The following is a 16,195-nucleotide window of genomic DNA, read 5'->3' on the forward strand; positions in this document are numbered from 1 at the left end:
ACGGGTTCGGCGTATATTGAGGCGTCCTCTACGCTGCCTCGTCCCGTGACTGCCAAGTTCTTTCTCAATCAGACGTTGTTGCCTTCCTCGGCCATGCTGCGCGCCTTCGGCGATCAGATGCTTGAGGGTGTGTTGCTGTTCCGCGCCGACGGCCAATTGATCATGGCCAACGCAATCGCGCGCCAGAGCCTGTGCAAGGAAGATCCCACCGACGATCGCAATCTCGGTGAGCGGATCTCGCAAGTCTTGCCCGCCGATGCGCTCAACCAGGCGCGCAGCAAGGGCAGCTGGACCGGCAGCCTGCCGGTGAGCGACCGCGTGGTGATTGCGCATCTGTATTACAACGAGGAGCAGGGCGTCGGGCATTTTTTGGCGCTGTTCCACAATATCGAAGGCCAGCAGGACTACGAGCGCGAGCTGCAACAGCGGCATGCTGAGTTGCGCCAGGCCTATCTACGCTTGAACGGCGCCCAGGACAAACTGCTGCAGTCCGAAAAAATGGCCTCCATCGGCCAGCTCGCGGCCGGCGTCGCGCATGAGATCAATAACCCGATCGGCTATGTGCACTCGAACCTGGGCAGCCTGCAGGAATATCTGCGCAGCCTGTTCACCCTGATCGAAGCCTACGAACGCGCCTTGCAGGCGCCGGATCCGAAAGCGCTGATCCCCGAAATCGACGAGATCCGCAACCGCGCCGACATCGACTTCATCAGCCGCGATCTGCCGCAGCTGATGGCCGAGTCGCGCGAGGGTATCGAGCGGGTGACGCGCATCGTGCGCGACCTCAAGGACTTCTCGTACTCGGACCGATCCGAGTCCTGGAAGATGGTGGACCTGCATGCCGGCCTCGAATCCACGATCAACATCATCTGGAACGAGCTCAAGTACAAGGTCACCCTGGAGCGCAATTACGCCGAGCTGCCGTTGGTGGAATGCCTGCCATCCGAGCTCAACCAGGTCTACATGAACCTGCTGCTCAATGCCGGGCAGGCGATTGTCGAGCGCGGCACGATCACCGTGACCACCGGCCGCGACGAGGCGGAAAACGTCTGGATCCAATTCCAGGACAGCGGCGCCGGCATCGCCCCGGACCTGCTGCAGCGCATCTTCGACCCCTTCTTCACCACCAAGCCGGTCGGCAGCGGCACCGGCCTGGGCCTGTCGATTTCCTACGGCATCATCAACAAGCACCACGGCCGCATCGACGTCGAAAGCGTCCCGGGGCAGGGCGCAAGCTTCCGGATCGTATTGCCGGTGCGGCAGCCGCGGTAGCGCTTCGCGCCGGGAATGGGGAATCGGGAATGGGGAATCGGTAGAGCGGCGTGCGCTGGTGCTTTGGTTTTGAGGCACGATTTGGCACGCGGAGAATCAGGCGGTAGAGATCTGCTCTACCGATTCCCCATTCCCGATTCCCTATTCCCGGCCGTTCCGCAACTCATCATGCGTGCGGAATGCCTGGCGAATGTGCTCACGCAACTCGTCGTCGTTCCAGGGCTTGGTGAGGAAACGGTAGATCGCGCCGCGGTTGATCGCTTCGGTGACCGTGGCCAGGTCGGTGTAGCCGGAGAGCACCAGGCGCACGGTGTCGGGGTAGAGCATCTTGACCCGGCCCAGGAACTCAGTGCCGCTCATGTCGGACATGCGCTGGTCGGACAGGATCACCTGCACATCGTTGGTGGCCAGCAGGTCGAAGGCGTCGCGTACGTTGCCGGCGGCCAGGATGCGGTAGCCGTCGCGGCGGAACAGCCGCACCAGCGAGCGCAGCACGTTCTCTTCGTCGTCCAGCAACAGCAAGGTGCGGTCGGGGCGGCTTTCGGCGAACGATTCCGGACGCAGATAGCGGCGGCGGAGCGCCATGCCGGCGGACTCGGCCGACATCGGCTCGCCGAACAGATAACCCTGGAAGATGTCGCAGTCGTTGCGCCGCAAGAAGCCCAATTGCGCCTGTGATTCCACGCCGTTGGCGATCACCGTCATGCCCAACTGATGGCCCATCGCAATAATCGCGCGCGCAATCGCCGCCTCGCGGCTGCCGGCCGGTGCGCTCTTGATGAAGCTGCGGTCGATCTTCAGCCGGTCTACCGGGTAGCGCACCAACGCGCTGAGGCTGGAGTCGCCGGTGCCGAAGTTGTCCAGGCTGAGGCTGATGCCTTCGTTGCGCAGGTTGGCCATCGTCTCGTGGACGAAGTTGACGTTATTGGTCAACGCGCTTTCGTTGATTTCCAGCGTCACGAACTGCGCCGGCACGCCGGCGGTTTGCAGCATGGCCATGACTTCGTTGAAGAAGCCCGGGCGCAGCAGCTGCAACGTGGAGACGTTCACCGCGATGCTGAAATCGTCAAAGCCCTGGTCGCGCCACAACCGTGCCTGGCGCACCGCGTTTTGCAGCACCCATTCGCCGATCTGCACAATCACGCCCAGCCGCTCGGCGGTGCGCATGAAGCGCTCCGGCACCAGCATGCCCAGCGTGGGCGATTGCCAGCGCAGCAAAGCCTCCATGCCGACGATGCGGCCATCGCGCGCGCTCACCAGCGGCTGGTAACGCAGCCGCAGTTCGCCATGCGGGATGGCATCGACGATCTGCCGCGCAATGATGCTTTCGCTATGCGCATTGGTGGCCGAGTTGCGCGTATACAGGCGCACGGTATTGCCGCCTTCGCGCGCGGCCTGGTAGCTGGCTTCTTCGGCGTAGTCGAGCAGGGTGGAGAGCGAGGTGGAATGTTCCGGACACAGGCTGATGCCGACCTTGCCGGTCATGAACAACGTATACGGCAACACCGACAGCGGCAATTCCAGCTGCTGGCGGATCTCTTCGGCAAAGTCTTCCGGTAGGGGCGTGTCTTCGCGCCGCACCGCCACCACGATCATTTCGTCGCTACCGTGCCGCCACAATTTGCCGCGCGTGCCAAGGAATTCCTGCAGCCGGCGTGCGGTCAGGGTCAACGCCTGGTCGCCGACCTCGCCACTCATGTTCTCGTTGATCGAGGCGAAGTGGTCGATGTCGATATGGAAGATCATCAGCGGCGGGCCACCGGAGGCGGCGGCATCCACCAGATGCAGTAATTCAGGGTTTCCCGCGCCCAGACGGGTGGGCTTGACGATTTCCAGTCCGGGCGGGATCACAGGGCTCCACATGAATCAACGTCCACCATCTTCAGGGACGGACTCGCCGACCGGGTGATAGGGCAGGCGCAACGTCACGCGCGTGCCTGCTCCGGGAGCCGATTCTATCGCGAGCGCACCGCCGACGGTTTGCGCACGCTCACGCATCACGATCAGCCCCAGACCACGCGGACCTTCCGGTTCGAACCCGTCGCCATCGTCGCTGACTTCCAGGCGAAAACCGTCGCCGTCGATCGACTGCAGGCTCATCCGCACTTCGCCCGCGCACGCGTGCCGCAACGCATTGGTCAGGCTTTCCTGCGCAATACGGAAGCAGGCCTGTTCGATTTCGTTGCCCGGCCGTTCGTCCAGAGCCTGGATATCCAGTTCCAGCCGCACCTGCGAGGCGCGGAACAGCATTGATGCCTGCCAACGCAAGGCGGCCTCCAGCCCCAATGCATCGAGCTGCGGCGGCCGCAGCAGCATCGAGAGATTGCGTAGCTTGGTCACGGTGCTGTCTGCCAGCGAGACGATCTCCTGCAGATCCTCGCGGCGCGCCACCGGGTCGGCTTCATCGAGTGCGGCGTGCGCCGACAACTTCATCGCGGTGATCGCCTGGCCGATGTCGTCGTGCAGGTCGCGCGAGATGGCGCGGCGTTCGTCTTCCTGCAACGAGAACAGCCGCTTGGCCATGGCTTGCAGTTCGGCATTGCTTTCGGCCAATGCATCGCGCATGCGCTCGGGCTCGCTCAGGTCGCGCACCACCAGCAACTTGCAGTCACGCCCGCCATAACGGATGTCACCTGCAGACAGCCCCGCGTAAAACGTGCTGCCGTCGCGCCGGCGCATTGCCCGGGCGCTGGACACCGGCTCATTGCGATCGCTGCCGGCACGTAGGTACTCGCGCACCATCGGCAGATCGGCATCGCCAACCAGGGTCTGCAAGGGTTCGCCTAGGATGGTTTCGCCCTGGAAACCGAACTGCGCCGAACCGGCAGCGTTGGCGTACATCACGTGTTCGTCGGCCAGGATCAGCACACCATCCGGCAACACCCGCACCAGCTCGCGGAACTGCTCTTCGCGCTCGCGCAGCAGGCGGCGTGACTGCTCACGTTCGGTCACGTCCTGCAGCGTGCCGTGGATGTGCCGTGCGCCGGTCGGGGTGGTCACGCTCTCCGCACGCAGGTGCACGGTGCGCGGTTGCGAGTCGCCGCCGACCAGCGGCAGCAGGACGTCGATCTGCACCTCACCGCCGGTGCACATGTCTTCGATCATGCGCACGATGCGTGCCTGGGTCGCGGTATCGGAGGCGGTGAGCAGCTCTTCGAGCCGATGGTCGCGCCGATGCATCGGCACACTGCGCCCCAGCAGGCGGTACACCGCAGGCGAATAACGGCCCACGCCGGTGGCGCGGTCCAGTTCCCACGAGCCTACCCGGGCGATGGCCTGGGCTTCTTCCAGACGGTTGAGCGCCTCGTCGCGCAGCTGTTGCGCCTGGCGCTCCTCGCTGCGATCCACGGTGACCACCAGCCGCGCCGGGCCGCTGGCCAGGTGCAGCTGGTTGCTGCGAATCTCCACATGGCGCAGGCCGCTGCGGGTCAGCAGGTCTTCGGTGAGCGCACAGGTGTCATCGCCCTTGGTGCGGATCTGCGCAACGATCTCTTCCAGCCGGCCGGCGTCGGCATCCGGCCAGATCGCGTGGATGGTCTGCTCCAGCAGGGCATCGCGCTCCCAGCCGAAGAATTCCAGCGCGGCCGGGTTGGCATCGAGAATGCGCAAGGTGGCCAGGTCATAGATCCAGGCCGGGCTGGGCAGGGCGTGGAACTTGGCCTGCAACAGGGCTTGGGATTGCGCCAGCTCGCCGTGTTCTTCCACGATCTGCTGGGCAAAGCGGCGCAGCACCAGATGAATCACCACGCTTGAGATCAGCAGGAAGCCGGCATCGGACCAGCGCTCGGGCTGGGGCGCGCCGGCCAGGTCGAGCATGCGGTTGCCCAGCAGCAGCCAGACCACGCCCGCCAGCAGATACAGGCCGGTGAGCGTCCACAGGCCGCGCTGCAGGCGCTCGGCGAGGCGAAGTCGGGACACGGGAGCAGAAGAGAACACCGGCGCGGCAACGTGTTGGTGCATGGTCCGCGAACGACCTTATGGAGCGGGCAATGCGGCCATCTTAGCCGTAACTCGGCCCGGCACGGCCGGCCAGCGAAAGGCTGTCTCAACTAATCCGCCAGACGGCCGCTATCCATTGCGACTCCGAGGCAGGGGTCGACCTTCGGAGTGCTCCAGAGTGGACTCAGGCGTCATCGCAAGCATGCTTCAGCACCCGCTGACCTCAGCGGTGGTGTTGTTGGATGCGCATGGCCAGCCCCTGGCGGCCAACCGCGTCGCGCAATCCCTCGGATTGCCGGCAACCCTTGGCGCATACGCCGAAGTGCTGGAAAGCAGCCGTGCCCAGATCGCCGAAAGCGGCGGCATGGCGGCGTGCGTGCTGCCGGGTAGCGGCGGTGGGCGCCTGGAAGGGTGGCTGCGCGCGGTCTGCGACGAGCAGGGCCAGGTCATGGCCTTCACCCTGAGCATTCCCGAGCCACTGGGCGCCGATGGCACCAGCCGCTGGGAAATCGGCCTGGACAGCGCCGACCACGGGCTGTGGGATTGGGACATCGCCGCCGACGTGGTGTATCGCTCCGAACGCTGGACCCGCATGCTGGGTTACTCCGAACAGCCGCTGCCGAACAATCTCACCGCCCTGTCCGGGCTGATCCATCCTGACGACCATGCGCAAGTCAGCGCGGCCGTGCAGGCGCATCTGGACGGGCGCACCGATACCTATGTGGCCGAGTTCCGGCTGCGTCAGCACGATGGCCAGTGGCGCTGGATCCTGGATCGCGGCCGCGTGGTATCGCGCACCTCCGACGGTCGCCCGTTGCGCATGGTCGGCACGCATACCGACGTGCATCACCATAAATTGCTTGAGCAGCAGCTGCGCGAGCAGCAGGCCCAGCTCGAAGAAGCCCAGCGTATTGCCAGTATGGGCAGCTGGGGCTGGGACACCTTGAAGGACCAACTGTGGGTGTCGCAGGATTTCCTGCAGCAGCTTGGCCTGGCGGACCTGCGCCTGCACAGCGTGCGCGACATCCTGCGCCTGCTGGCCGGCCCGTCCGTGGCACACCTGCGCAGCGCCTGGCGCAAGATCAAGCACGAAGGGATGCCGGTGCATTTCGAGCTGGAGATCAACGGCAGGCTCGGGGTCAATCCACATCATCTGCGCGTGTGGGCACAGCCGGTGTTCGACGGCGACGGCGCACTGGTGCGCGTGCTCGGTCAGCTGCAGAACGTAACCGAGCAGCGCCAGACCGACGCCCTGATCCGCTGGCGTACCGAGTTGCTCAACCGCGTGTCTGCGCTGGGCAAGATTGGCGGCTGCGAGATCGAGGTGGATACCCGGCGCATGCAGTGGACCGAGGAGTGCTATCGCATCCATGGCTTGCGCAAGGAAAACATCACCCTGGAGCAGGCGCTGTCGCTGTACACCCAGGATTCGCGCGACGCCTTCGAAGCGGCTTTGCTGCGCATCGTCGATGGTGGGCTGCCGGAACAGCTGGAGCTGTGCTTCTACCGCAACTCCGGGCAGCGGGTGTGGGTGCAGGTGCTGATCGAGCTGGACCGTCGCGAAGGCCTGCCGCCGCGGTATGTGGCGCTGTTCCGCGATGTCAGTCGCGAACGCGAAGCCAATGAGCGGATCGAACTGCTTGCGCATTACGACCGCCTGACCGGGTTGCCAAACCGCTTCCTGCTGCGCGAACAGGCCGAGAACGCCATCCGCGAAGCACACGAGCGTGGCCAGGTGATGGCCATGCTGCTGATCGACCTGGATGGCTTCAAGAGCATCAACGATTCGTTCGGCCATGCCACCGGCGACAACCTGCTCAAGCTCGCGTCCTCCCGCCTGCATCAGCACTTGCGCAACAGCGATCTGTTCGGCCGCTTCAGCGACGACGAGTTCATCGTGCTGCTGCGCGATCTTTCCGAGCCAGAAGACGCCGGCCATGTGGCACGCAAGCTGATCAGTGCGCTGGGCGAGCCGCTGCGCAAGGACCACGTCACCCTCAAGCTCGGTGCCAGCATTGGCATTGCACTGCAGGGTGAAGGCCTGTCGGATTTCGACAGCCTGCTGCGCGCCGCCGATGCGGCGATGTATGCGGCCAAGGATTCCGGGCGCAACACCTTCCACTACTACAGCCAGGATGTGCTGCTGCGCGCGCAGCGCCGCCTGGAGCTCGAGCACGCGCTGCATGGCGCGTTGGAGCGCGAAGAATTCACCCTGGTCTACCAGCCGCTGGTCAACACGGTGGGCGATACCTCGCCTGCGATCGAAGCGCTGATGCGCTGGAATCGCCCCGGGCATGGCCCTTGTAGCCCGGCCGAGTTCATCCCGATTGCCGAAGAGTGCGGCGAGATCGTGCGCCTGGGCGAGTGGGTCATTGGCGAAGCCTGCCGCCAAGCCGTGGTGTGGGACCGCGCCGGCCTCCATTTCAGCCGCATCGCGGTGAATGTATCTGCCGTGCAGCTGCGCGAGCGCGGTTTTGCCGAGCGCGTGCTGGAAATCTGCCGCGACAACGGCTGGTCGCCGGCACGGCTGGAGCTGGAATTGACCGAATCAGCCTTGATTCGCGATTCGGACTCACTGCGCCGTTGCTTCGAGTTGTTCGAACAGAACGGCGTGTTGCTCGCGGTTGACGACTTCGGTACCGGCTTCTCGAACCTGCATTACCTCAACCGCTTCCCCGTGCAGCGGCTGAAGATCGACCGCAGCTTCGTGCAGGGCATGCTCGACGATGCCAACACGGCCGAAGTCACCCAGGCGATCGTGCATCTGGGCCATGCGCTCGGCATGCAGGTGGTCGCCGAGGGCGTGGAAACCGTGCAGGAAGATGCCTTGTTGCGTCAGCAGGGCTGCGACGAAATTCAAGGTTACTTCTATTCGCGCCCGCTCTCGCCGCGCGACATGGCGCAGTGGCTGCGCGAAGCCGAAGCCGGCATGCGCCTGGGCGCACGCCTGGTCATCGCCAGCTGACGCAATCTGCGGCCTGGCCTGGTCTAGGCGTCGTCTGTAATCCAATGCTCAGGTCAAAAGCTCAGTGCGTTGAATGCACGAGCCTTTACGACTTCCGGCGTTTCCCGCGATATGCGGTCGCGCCCTGCAGCCAGGCTGCGGATCAAGCGCTGTAACTGAGCTATCTGCTCGCCGCACTCACCAAATGCACACGCCGCCAGTCGAGCAGTAGCGCTCTTTAGGTGCAGTGGCGCCCACGTCAAATGCTCAGTGAGTGGAGCGCGCGGCGCCCTCACCGCTTGCGGGACACGCCGTGAATCCGTCCATGGAGGCTCAGTGGCGGCATCCATGCCGCCACATGGTCCCGCAAGCGGCGAGGACACCGCACCAGAAAGTTGGTCGGTGGCCATGAAAAGCTGTTTGTAGTTCGACATGCGTCAGACATTGAGCTTGCGCATCAGTACCGGACAACGCGCATTCTGCATTGCTCTTGATCTCCGACACCCGACCATCCCAACTAGTTCTTGCCGGCTCGCCGTTGCGGGGACCTTATGCGGCATGGATGCCGCATAAGAGCCTCCATGGACGGATTCACAGCGTGTCACGCAATGGTGGGCCAGCAAGGATCCCGCAGCAAACTAGATCGTTCCTTGCTCGCTAGCAGTCGCGCGATCTGAAGGCGCGCGATCGCTGCAGAGCAACCCAGCAGCACGAAGAACAATGCCGCATTGATCCTCCATCGGAGGATTCACGACATATTCCGGCGGTGCTGGGCGAGCAACCATCTAGCAGCCAAGCCGCAGATCAGCTGATCGAAGCATTAGTCCAAGCCGTAGACGTCATGGAAGACATCGCGCAGACGGGCAGGGGAGAACTCACCCTGGTGCTGCATCTAATGGTGCTGTGTGCTCAGACCAAAGCCCATTAGCACGGTCTGATGCAGAAGCACTCAATGTCGGGCATTGAAAACAACCGGCGGGGCGCCTGCCGAGGAACGCCCCGCCGTCGTATAACCGTCAGCGTGCAGACACGCCGACAGCGGCGCCATCCAGGCCCATATCCCAAGCCAAGGTCGCGAACAGCAGTTCTTCTTCGCTGCAGCTGCGGCGTGGGTGCTGCATTGCCCGTACTTCCGCACGGGCGGCACGCTCCAACTGTTCCAGCGCGGCCGGCAGGCGCACGCTGCGCAGCGCGGGGCGGGCAGCTTCGCTGTGGGCGATGCGCTCGGCCTGCGCCGCTGCGGTGGCAGCGGCCGCCGCAAGTGCCGCATCGGCGCGTGGTTCTGGGAGCGAGACGGAAAGGGTCATGGTCGTGGCGTATCGAAGGGTCGTGCGGAACGACAAATCCCCGGGAAGACCGGGGAATGTCGGGATCAGGCAGTGCGTGGCATCGGTCTCAGAACAACTCGACCGTGCCAGCGCCCATTCCCTGCTGTGCGACCGGCTTGTGCGGCGGGCGTTCCCACTCCACACGCATGTCGCGCAGACGGCTGGACACCTTGGCCAGCGACGCAACCAGGTCGCTGTCGTACACGCCGCCATTGCGATGCAGCAGTTCCTGCAGCGCCGTCGCTTCGCGGTTGATCGCGGTAAGGCGATCCAGGTGGGTGTGGATACCGCTCAGCGTCTGCGTGGCGATGTCCTCGAACTGCAGGGCACGCACCGCTTCGGCAACGCTGCCATCGATGGAGCGTGCGCACTCGGAGATCTCGCGCATGCCATCGCCCAACGAGGCGTTGATCTGCGCAACGTTCTCCAGCATCGCGGCCGATTCATGGCGCGCCTCGCGGGAGCGGTCCATGTGACGCGAGGCCAGCTGCGAGACCGTTTCACGTACCTTGGCGATCGATTCCTTGGAGCTGTGTGCCAGCTTGCGGATCTGTTCGTTGAAGGTAGTGGAGCGTTCGGACAGGTTGCGCACCTCGTCGGCGACCACCGCGAAGCCACGACCGGCTTCACCGGCACGCGCTGCTTCGATGGCGGCGTTCAAGGCCAGCAGGTTGGTCTGGTCAGCGATCGACTTGACGTCTTCCAGCAGCGCAAAGATGCCGTCCAAGTGCTGGGCCATCTCGTCGATGTGGTGCACCGTGTTGGTGCTCTGGCCGCTGACCTGTTCCAGCGCTTCCACCAACTGCTCCATGCGGGAGCTGGCGTGCTGGGCGAAGCGGGCCACGTCGACGCCGGCACTGCCGTCGTCACCGGCACGGTCGACGATGCGGGCCAATGCCTGGCTCTGCTGGCGCGACTTGCGGTTCATCGATTCGAAGCTGCCACCCAGACCGGACACGGCCTGGCGGATCAGTTCACGGGCGCGTTCCACTTCGGAGCGCGAACCGTCGACTTCGTTGCTGACGAACGTACGCAGTTCGTTGAGCAGCTGGTCCTGCTCGCGCAGGATACGGATCTGGTCCGGATTACGCCGGAACTGGGAATACGTCACCCAGGCAGCGAAACCCAACCAACTGAGGGTCATGGTCACCAGGATCGCCCAGCGCACCGAAGCGGGCCAGTCGAATCCAACGGCGAAGGGAAACAGCAAGGTCAGGGCCAAAGGGGCGGCCAGACGGATAAGTGGACGTGAATACATGGGCGTTCTCGGCAGAGTCACGGTTGCTGTATCGGCCGTACCCCCTTTGTCTTTAGCGACGATCACCACGTCGCTGCACGCCATTCAACCGCATCACTCCGATGTGCCACTGCCTGCGCGTGTCTCACGCCACGCAGGCGACCTGCGCCATCAACGCAGCGCGCGCGCCACCGCCTCGATCATGGCACGCTTGGCGAACAGGAAATCCCACAGGCTGCCGCCCATCTGCCGCCACAGCACCGCCGAGCGCACCGCGGCCAGCAGCAGCGCGCGGATCTCGGCGACCACGCCGGCCTGGCCCAGGTAGTGCGGGTTGCCCTGCACCATGACCTTGGGGCGCAGGTGGCTGATGGTCTGCGCATACAGGGCGCCAAGCGCGCTCAGCACATCCGGGTGCGCGCTGTCGCCCAAGGTCTGGGCCTGGCGGGCGGCCGCATCGATGCCCTTGGAGACGGTCTCGACCGTGGAATGGTCGCGCACGAAGCGCCGCTCCAGTTGCAGCACCGCCAGGGCCAGCCGCGGCAGCATGTCGTCCTTGCCCTGGTTGGTGAAATAGTTGTGCAGCAGGCGCAGGCCTGGCGCCACATCGGCCGAGGAGCCATACACGCCCTCGGGCGTGGCGGCGTCCACCCGGAATACGCTGTCCACGGCAGTGCGAACCGTTGCCGCCTCCGAATGCCCGGTCTCGGCGATCCGCCGCACCTGCTGCAAGGCCTGAGCGACGCCGGCCAGCGCCAGCACACGGTGATCCATGGAAGAACTCATCAAGCCACTACCTCGGAAGAAAAAGAAGATCCCGCCAGCTGGCGTTCCAGCGGCGCATCGGTGGCGGCAATGACCGCACCGCCCAGGCATTCCTCGCCGTCGTACAACACCAGCGACTGCCCCGGCGTCACTGCGCGTTGCGGCCGCTCGAAGTGAACCTGCAGCGTGCCGTCGTCCTGGACGGTCACGGTGCAGGGCTCATCCGGCTGCCGGTAGCGGGTTTGCGCGGTACAGCTGAAACTGCGGGCCGGCGGTGCGCCGGTGACCCAGTGCGCCTGCTCGGACTGCAGCCAACGGGACTGCAGTAGCGGGCTGTCGCGGTCCTGGTCCACATACAGCACGTTGCTGGCCACGTCCTTGCCCACCACGTACCAGGGCGCTGCGGCTCGCCCACGCACGCCGCCGATATTCAGGCCTTCGCGCTGGCCCAGGGTGAAATAGAACACCCCCGGATGCTCGGCAATTCGCTCACCCTGCGGGTCACGGATCTCGCCGGTGCGGGCGGGCAGATAACGGCCCAGGAACTCGCGGAAGTCGCGCTCGCCAATGAAACAGATGCCGGTCGAATCCTTCTTGGCATGCGTCGGCAGGCCGGCGTCCTGGGCGATGCGGCGCAGCGCGCTCTTTTCCAGCTCGCCGATCGGGAACAGCGTGGCCGCCAGCTGGCTCTGGCCCAACTGGTGCAGGAAGTAGCTCTGATCCTTGTTGCGGTCGGCCCCGCGTAGCAGCCGCCAGCGCCCGCCCAGATGGGCCACGCGCGCGTAGTGGCCGGTGGCGATCCGCTCGGCGCCCAGCGCCTGGGCAGCCTCCAGGAAGTGCTTGAACTTGACCTCGCGGTTGCACAGCACGTCCGGGTTCGGCGTGCGTCCGGCTGCGTATTCGGCGAGAAAATGCTCGAACACGCCGCTCCAGTACTCGCCGGAGAAATCCCGGAAATGGAAGGGAATACCCAGCACGCCGCAGACAGCCACCGCATCGCGCCGGTCGTCCTCGGCACGGCAGTCGCCGCTGCCATCGTCGGCCCAGTTCTGCATGAACAGGCCGGCGATCGGCTCGCCGTCCTGAGCCAGCTTCCATGCCGCCACCGACGAATCCACGCCGCCCGACACCCCTACGATGGTCCGCGGCGTGCTCATGCGACGTGCCGTACCAGCGCAAGCGGATGGCGTTGCCCGGCCAGGTAGTCGGCCACCACCTCCCACACCAGCGGGCTGCGCAGCCGATCGCTGGCAGCGCGCAGTTCCTCGGGCGTCATCCACAGCGCGCGTACCACACCCGTGTCCAGGCTGCGTTCGGGATGATGGGCGAGGGCATCGGCGACGAAGGCAAAGCGCAGGAAGCACTGCCCGGTGGGCGCCACCCATTGGTAGGTTCCGATGAACTGGGTCAGGCGCACGTCCCAGCCGGTTTCCTCCAGGGTCTCGCGCACGGCCGCCTGCAGCAGGCTTTCGTCCGGCTCCAGATGCCCGGCGGGCTGGTTCAACAGCAGGCGCCCCCCGATGGATTCTTCCACCTGCAAGAAGCGGCCGTCACGGACCACCACGGTGGCCACGGTGACATCGGGGTGCCAGCGGGTTTCTTGAAGCGTCATCAGTCACTGGGTCCAGGAAGTGGCAGGCTGGAGATTGATCCGCGCCGCACAGGAAACAAGCGCCGTCCATCGATCGCAGCGGGCGCTAGGTGCGGCATCCGCAGTGCGGCGCAGTGCAACACTGCATGCCGCCAATGCGGATGCCGGCAGTAGCGCAGTGCGCCACGGAGCGTGCCATTGCAACGCAGTGTGGGAAGACGTCATCAGTGGCCGGCCGGAGAACAGGCGCAAATTGTGCGGGCGCGGGGCCAAATCGTCCAATGCGGAGGGCGCGGGACCGTATAATGGCCGGATGCCTCGTAAGACCTCCCACGAACACGACCACGGCCTAGTGGTTGAGACCAGCAAGCCCGAAGTGGCGCCACCGCCGCGTTACCAGGTGCTCCTGCTGAATGATGACTACACCCCGATGGACTTCGTGGTGACCGTGCTGCAGCAGTTCTTCAACCTGGATCTGGAGCGCGCCACCCAGGTGATGCTGCATGTCCATACGCGGGGGCGCGGCGTCTGCGGCGTCTACAGCCGCGAGGTTGCCGAGTCCAAAGTGGCCCAAGTCAACGAATTCTCGCGCATGAACCAGCACCCGCTGCTGTGCACGATGGAGCAGGCCTGAGCGGTCTGGCTGGATCATTCCAGCAGTGCAACGGTGTCGCTGCAATGGCGTGCTAACGCCATCTGAACATGCCTATCCGATAGGGTTGTGGAAAATCCCAACAAAAGCCGCATATTGTTGGCAACAGCCGTTCGGAGTTACCAATGTTCAGCAAAGACCTAGAGCAAACCATCGGCCAGTGCTACAAGCGAGCCCGTGAGGCGCGGCATGAATTCATGACCGTCGAACACCTGCTGCTCTCGCTGCTGGACAACCCCTCCGCGCAAGCCGTCTTGAAGGCTTGCGGTGCAGACCAGGTGCGTCTACACACTGACCTGGAACAGGCGATCGAGGCCTCGGTCTCGCGCCTGGCCGAGGACGATGGCCGCGACACGCAGCCCACCCTGGGCTTCCAGCGCGTGCTGCAACGCGCCGTCTACCACGTGCAGTCTTCCGGCAAGAAGGAGGTCACCGGTGCCAATGTGTTGGTGGCGATCTTCGGCGAAAAGGACTCACATGCGGTGTACTTCCTGAATCAGCAGGACATCACCCGCCTGGATATCGTCAATTACCTTTCCCACGGCATCGCCAAGCTGGGTGAAGACGGCGAGCAGCCGTCCGCCTCCGATGGTGAACCCAAGAGCGATGCGGGCGAGGGCGAAGGCAAGGGCGATGCCCTGGCTGAGTACGCCACCAACCTGAACGATCATGCTCGTAACGGCAAGATCGACCCGCTGGTCGGGCGTGCGGACGAGATCGAACGCACCATCCAGGTCCTGTGCCGCCGCCGCAAGAACAACCCGCTGTACGTGGGCGAGGCCGGCGTGGGCAAGACCGCGATCGCCGAAGGCCTGGCCAAGCGCATCGTCGATGCCGACGTGCCGGAAGTGCTGGCCGACGCGGTGATCTTCTCGCTCGACCTTGGCGCACTGGTCGCAGGCACCAAGTACCGCGGCGACTTCGAAAAGCGTCTGAAGGGCGTGCTGACGGCGCTGAAGAAGGTGCCGAACGCGGTGCTGTTCATCGACGAGATCCACACCATCATCGGTGCGGGCTCGGCGTCGGGCGGCACCATGGACGCCTCCAACCTGATCAAGCCGGCACTGGCGTCGGGCGAACTGCGCTGCATCGGCTCGACCACGTTCCAGGAATACCGCGGCATCTTCGAGAAGGACCGTGCCCTGGCACGCCGCTTCCAGAAGATCGACATCGTCGAGCCGACCGTCGGTGAAACCTTCGAAATCCTGCAGGGCCTCAAGCCCAAGTACGAAGCGCACCACGGCGTGACCTATGCCGATGACGCGTTGCAGGCGGCGGTGGATCTCTCAGTCAAGCACATTGGCGACCGTCTGCTGCCGGACAAGGCCATCGACGTGATCGACGAAGCCGGTGCGCGCCAGCGTCTGTTGCCCGAAGGGCAGCGCAAGGAGCTCATCGACATCGAAGAGATCGAGACCATCGTGGCCAAGATGGCGCGTATTCCGGCCAAGCAGGTCAGCGCGACCGACAAGGACGTGCTGCAGCATCTGGAGCGCAACCTCAAGATGGTGATCTTCGGGCAGAACCCGGCGATCGAAACGCTGGCTGGCTCGATCAAGCTGGCGCGCTCGGGCCTGGCCAATCCGGAGAAGCCGATCGGCAACTTCCTGTTCGCCGGCCCGACCGGTGTGGGCAAGACCGAGGTCACCAAGCAGCTCGCACTGCAATTGGGTATCGAGCTGGTGCGGTTCGACATGTCCGAGTACATGGAAGCGCATTCGATCAGCCGTCTGATCGGTGCGCCTCCGGGCTATGTCGGCTTCGATCAGGGCGGCCTGCTGACCGAAAAGATCGTCAAGACGCCGCACTGCGTGCTGCTGCTGGACGAGGTGGAGAAGGCGCACCCGGACATCTTCAACATCCTGTTGCAGGTCATGGACCGCGGCATCCTCACCGATACCAACGGGCGCGAAGCGAACTTCAAGAACGTGATCCTGGTGATGACGACCAACGCCGGTGCCACGCAGGCCTCGCGTCGTTCGATCGGTTTCACCAAGCAGGATCATTCCACCGATGCGATGGAATCGATCCGCCGCGGTTTCACGCCGGAGTTCCGCAACCGTCTGGATGCGATCGTGCAGTTCCAGCCGCTGGGCTTCGACCACATCCTGCGGGTGGTGGACAAGTTCATTATCGAGCTGGAAATGCTGTTGCAGGAAAAGCACGTGTCGCTGTCGGCCACGCCGACCGCGCGCGACTGGCTCGCTCAGCATGGCTTCGATCCGCTGATGGGTGCGCGCCCGATGTCGCGCGTGATCCAGGAGAAGATCAAGCGCCCGCTGGCCGACGAGTTGCTGTTCGGCAAGCTGGTGGAAGGTGGCCGCGTCAACATCGACGTCAAGGATGGCGAGCTGGTGGTCGAAGCGCATCCAGAACCGGAGCGCCTGTTGCCGGCTACGGTTGATTGATCGACTTCGATTGTCTCTGCTAGAAAAAAAGCCGCTCGAAAGAGCGGCTTTTTTGTGTT

Annotated in this window: 11 protein-coding genes; 4 read left to right on the top strand and 7 right to left on the bottom strand. The window is 64.5% G+C overall.

Annotation, left to right across the window (positions count from 1 at the left end; translation table 11 throughout):
- The first annotated feature begins 45 nt into the window (after nucleotides 1-45).
- Nucleotides 46-1,272 (top strand): ATP-binding protein, encoded by a 1,227-nt coding sequence (locus ACCQ01_RS10500; RefSeq protein WP_014507708.1) that lies wholly within the window; start codon nucleotides 46-48, stop codon nucleotides 1,270-1,272.
- A gap of 141 nt (nucleotides 1,273-1,413) precedes the next feature.
- On the opposite strand, the gene ACCQ01_RS10505 is transcribed toward ACCQ01_RS10500, so the two are convergent.
- Nucleotides 1,414-3,135 carry an EAL domain-containing protein gene (locus ACCQ01_RS10505; protein ID WP_011037122.1) on the bottom strand — a complete coding sequence of 574 codons (1,722 nt, stop codon included), beginning with the start codon at nucleotides 3,133-3,135 and terminating at the stop codon, nucleotides 1,414-1,416.
- A 3-nt stretch (nucleotides 3,136-3,138) separates the two neighbouring features.
- Nucleotides 3,139-5,232 carry a sensor histidine kinase gene (locus tag ACCQ01_RS10510; protein ID WP_228432936.1) on the bottom strand — a complete coding sequence of 698 codons (2,094 nt, stop codon included), beginning with the start codon at nucleotides 5,230-5,232 and terminating at the stop codon, nucleotides 3,139-3,141.
- A 157-nt stretch (nucleotides 5,233-5,389) separates the two neighbouring features.
- Between ACCQ01_RS10510 and ACCQ01_RS10515 the strand changes: the two genes are divergently transcribed.
- Nucleotides 5,390-8,176: a bifunctional diguanylate cyclase/phosphodiesterase gene (locus ACCQ01_RS10515; RefSeq protein WP_016945287.1), complete on the top strand. Its 2,787-nt coding sequence runs from the start codon at nucleotides 5,390-5,392 to the stop codon at nucleotides 8,174-8,176.
- A 995-nt stretch (nucleotides 8,177-9,171) separates the two neighbouring features.
- On the opposite strand, the gene ACCQ01_RS10520 is transcribed toward ACCQ01_RS10515, so the two are convergent.
- The 5 genes from ACCQ01_RS10520 to ACCQ01_RS10540 form a co-directional block, all read right to left on the bottom strand.
- On the bottom strand, nucleotides 9,172-9,462 hold the full coding sequence (locus tag ACCQ01_RS10520) for a hypothetical protein (RefSeq protein WP_228432937.1): 291 nt from the start codon (nucleotides 9,460-9,462) through the stop codon (nucleotides 9,172-9,174).
- Nucleotides 9,463-9,550: 88 nt separating this feature from the next.
- A complete protein-coding gene (locus ACCQ01_RS10525) occupies nucleotides 9,551-10,741 on the bottom strand; it encodes a methyl-accepting chemotaxis protein (RefSeq protein WP_011037126.1) in 1,191 nt (396 codons plus the stop codon).
- Between the two features lie 150 nt (nucleotides 10,742-10,891).
- Entirely contained in the window at nucleotides 10,892-11,506 is a 615-nt protein-coding gene (gene hflD, locus ACCQ01_RS10530) for a high frequency lysogenization protein HflD (RefSeq protein ID WP_228432938.1), read from the bottom strand.
- Complete coding sequence (gene mnmA, locus ACCQ01_RS10535; protein WP_228432939.1) at nucleotides 11,506-12,642, bottom strand: tRNA 2-thiouridine(34) synthase MnmA; 1,137 nt, start codon at nucleotides 12,640-12,642, stop codon at nucleotides 11,506-11,508. Before mnmA ends, hflD begins: the two co-directional genes overlap by 1 nt.
- Entirely contained in the window at nucleotides 12,639-13,097 is a 459-nt protein-coding gene (locus tag ACCQ01_RS10540; protein ID WP_011037129.1) for an NUDIX hydrolase, read from the bottom strand. The genes mnmA and ACCQ01_RS10540 overlap by 4 nt, the downstream gene beginning before the upstream one ends.
- Before the next feature lie 292 nt (nucleotides 13,098-13,389).
- Here ACCQ01_RS10540 and clpS point away from each other — a divergent pair, with 292 nt between their 5' ends.
- Both clpS and clpA read left to right on the top strand, forming a co-directional pair.
- A complete protein-coding gene (clpS, locus tag ACCQ01_RS10545) occupies nucleotides 13,390-13,710 on the top strand; it encodes an ATP-dependent Clp protease adapter ClpS (protein ID WP_029217216.1) in 321 nt (106 codons plus the stop codon).
- A gap of 143 nt (nucleotides 13,711-13,853) precedes the next feature.
- A complete protein-coding gene (gene clpA, locus ACCQ01_RS10550) occupies nucleotides 13,854-16,136 on the top strand; it encodes an ATP-dependent Clp protease ATP-binding subunit ClpA (RefSeq protein WP_012438364.1) in 2,283 nt (760 codons plus the stop codon).
- Nucleotides 16,137-16,195 lie beyond the last annotated feature (59 nt).

This window comes from Xanthomonas sp. NCPPB 4037, assembly GCF_041475695.2.
GTDB lineage: Bacteria > Pseudomonadota > Gammaproteobacteria > Xanthomonadales > Xanthomonadaceae > Xanthomonas > Xanthomonas campestris.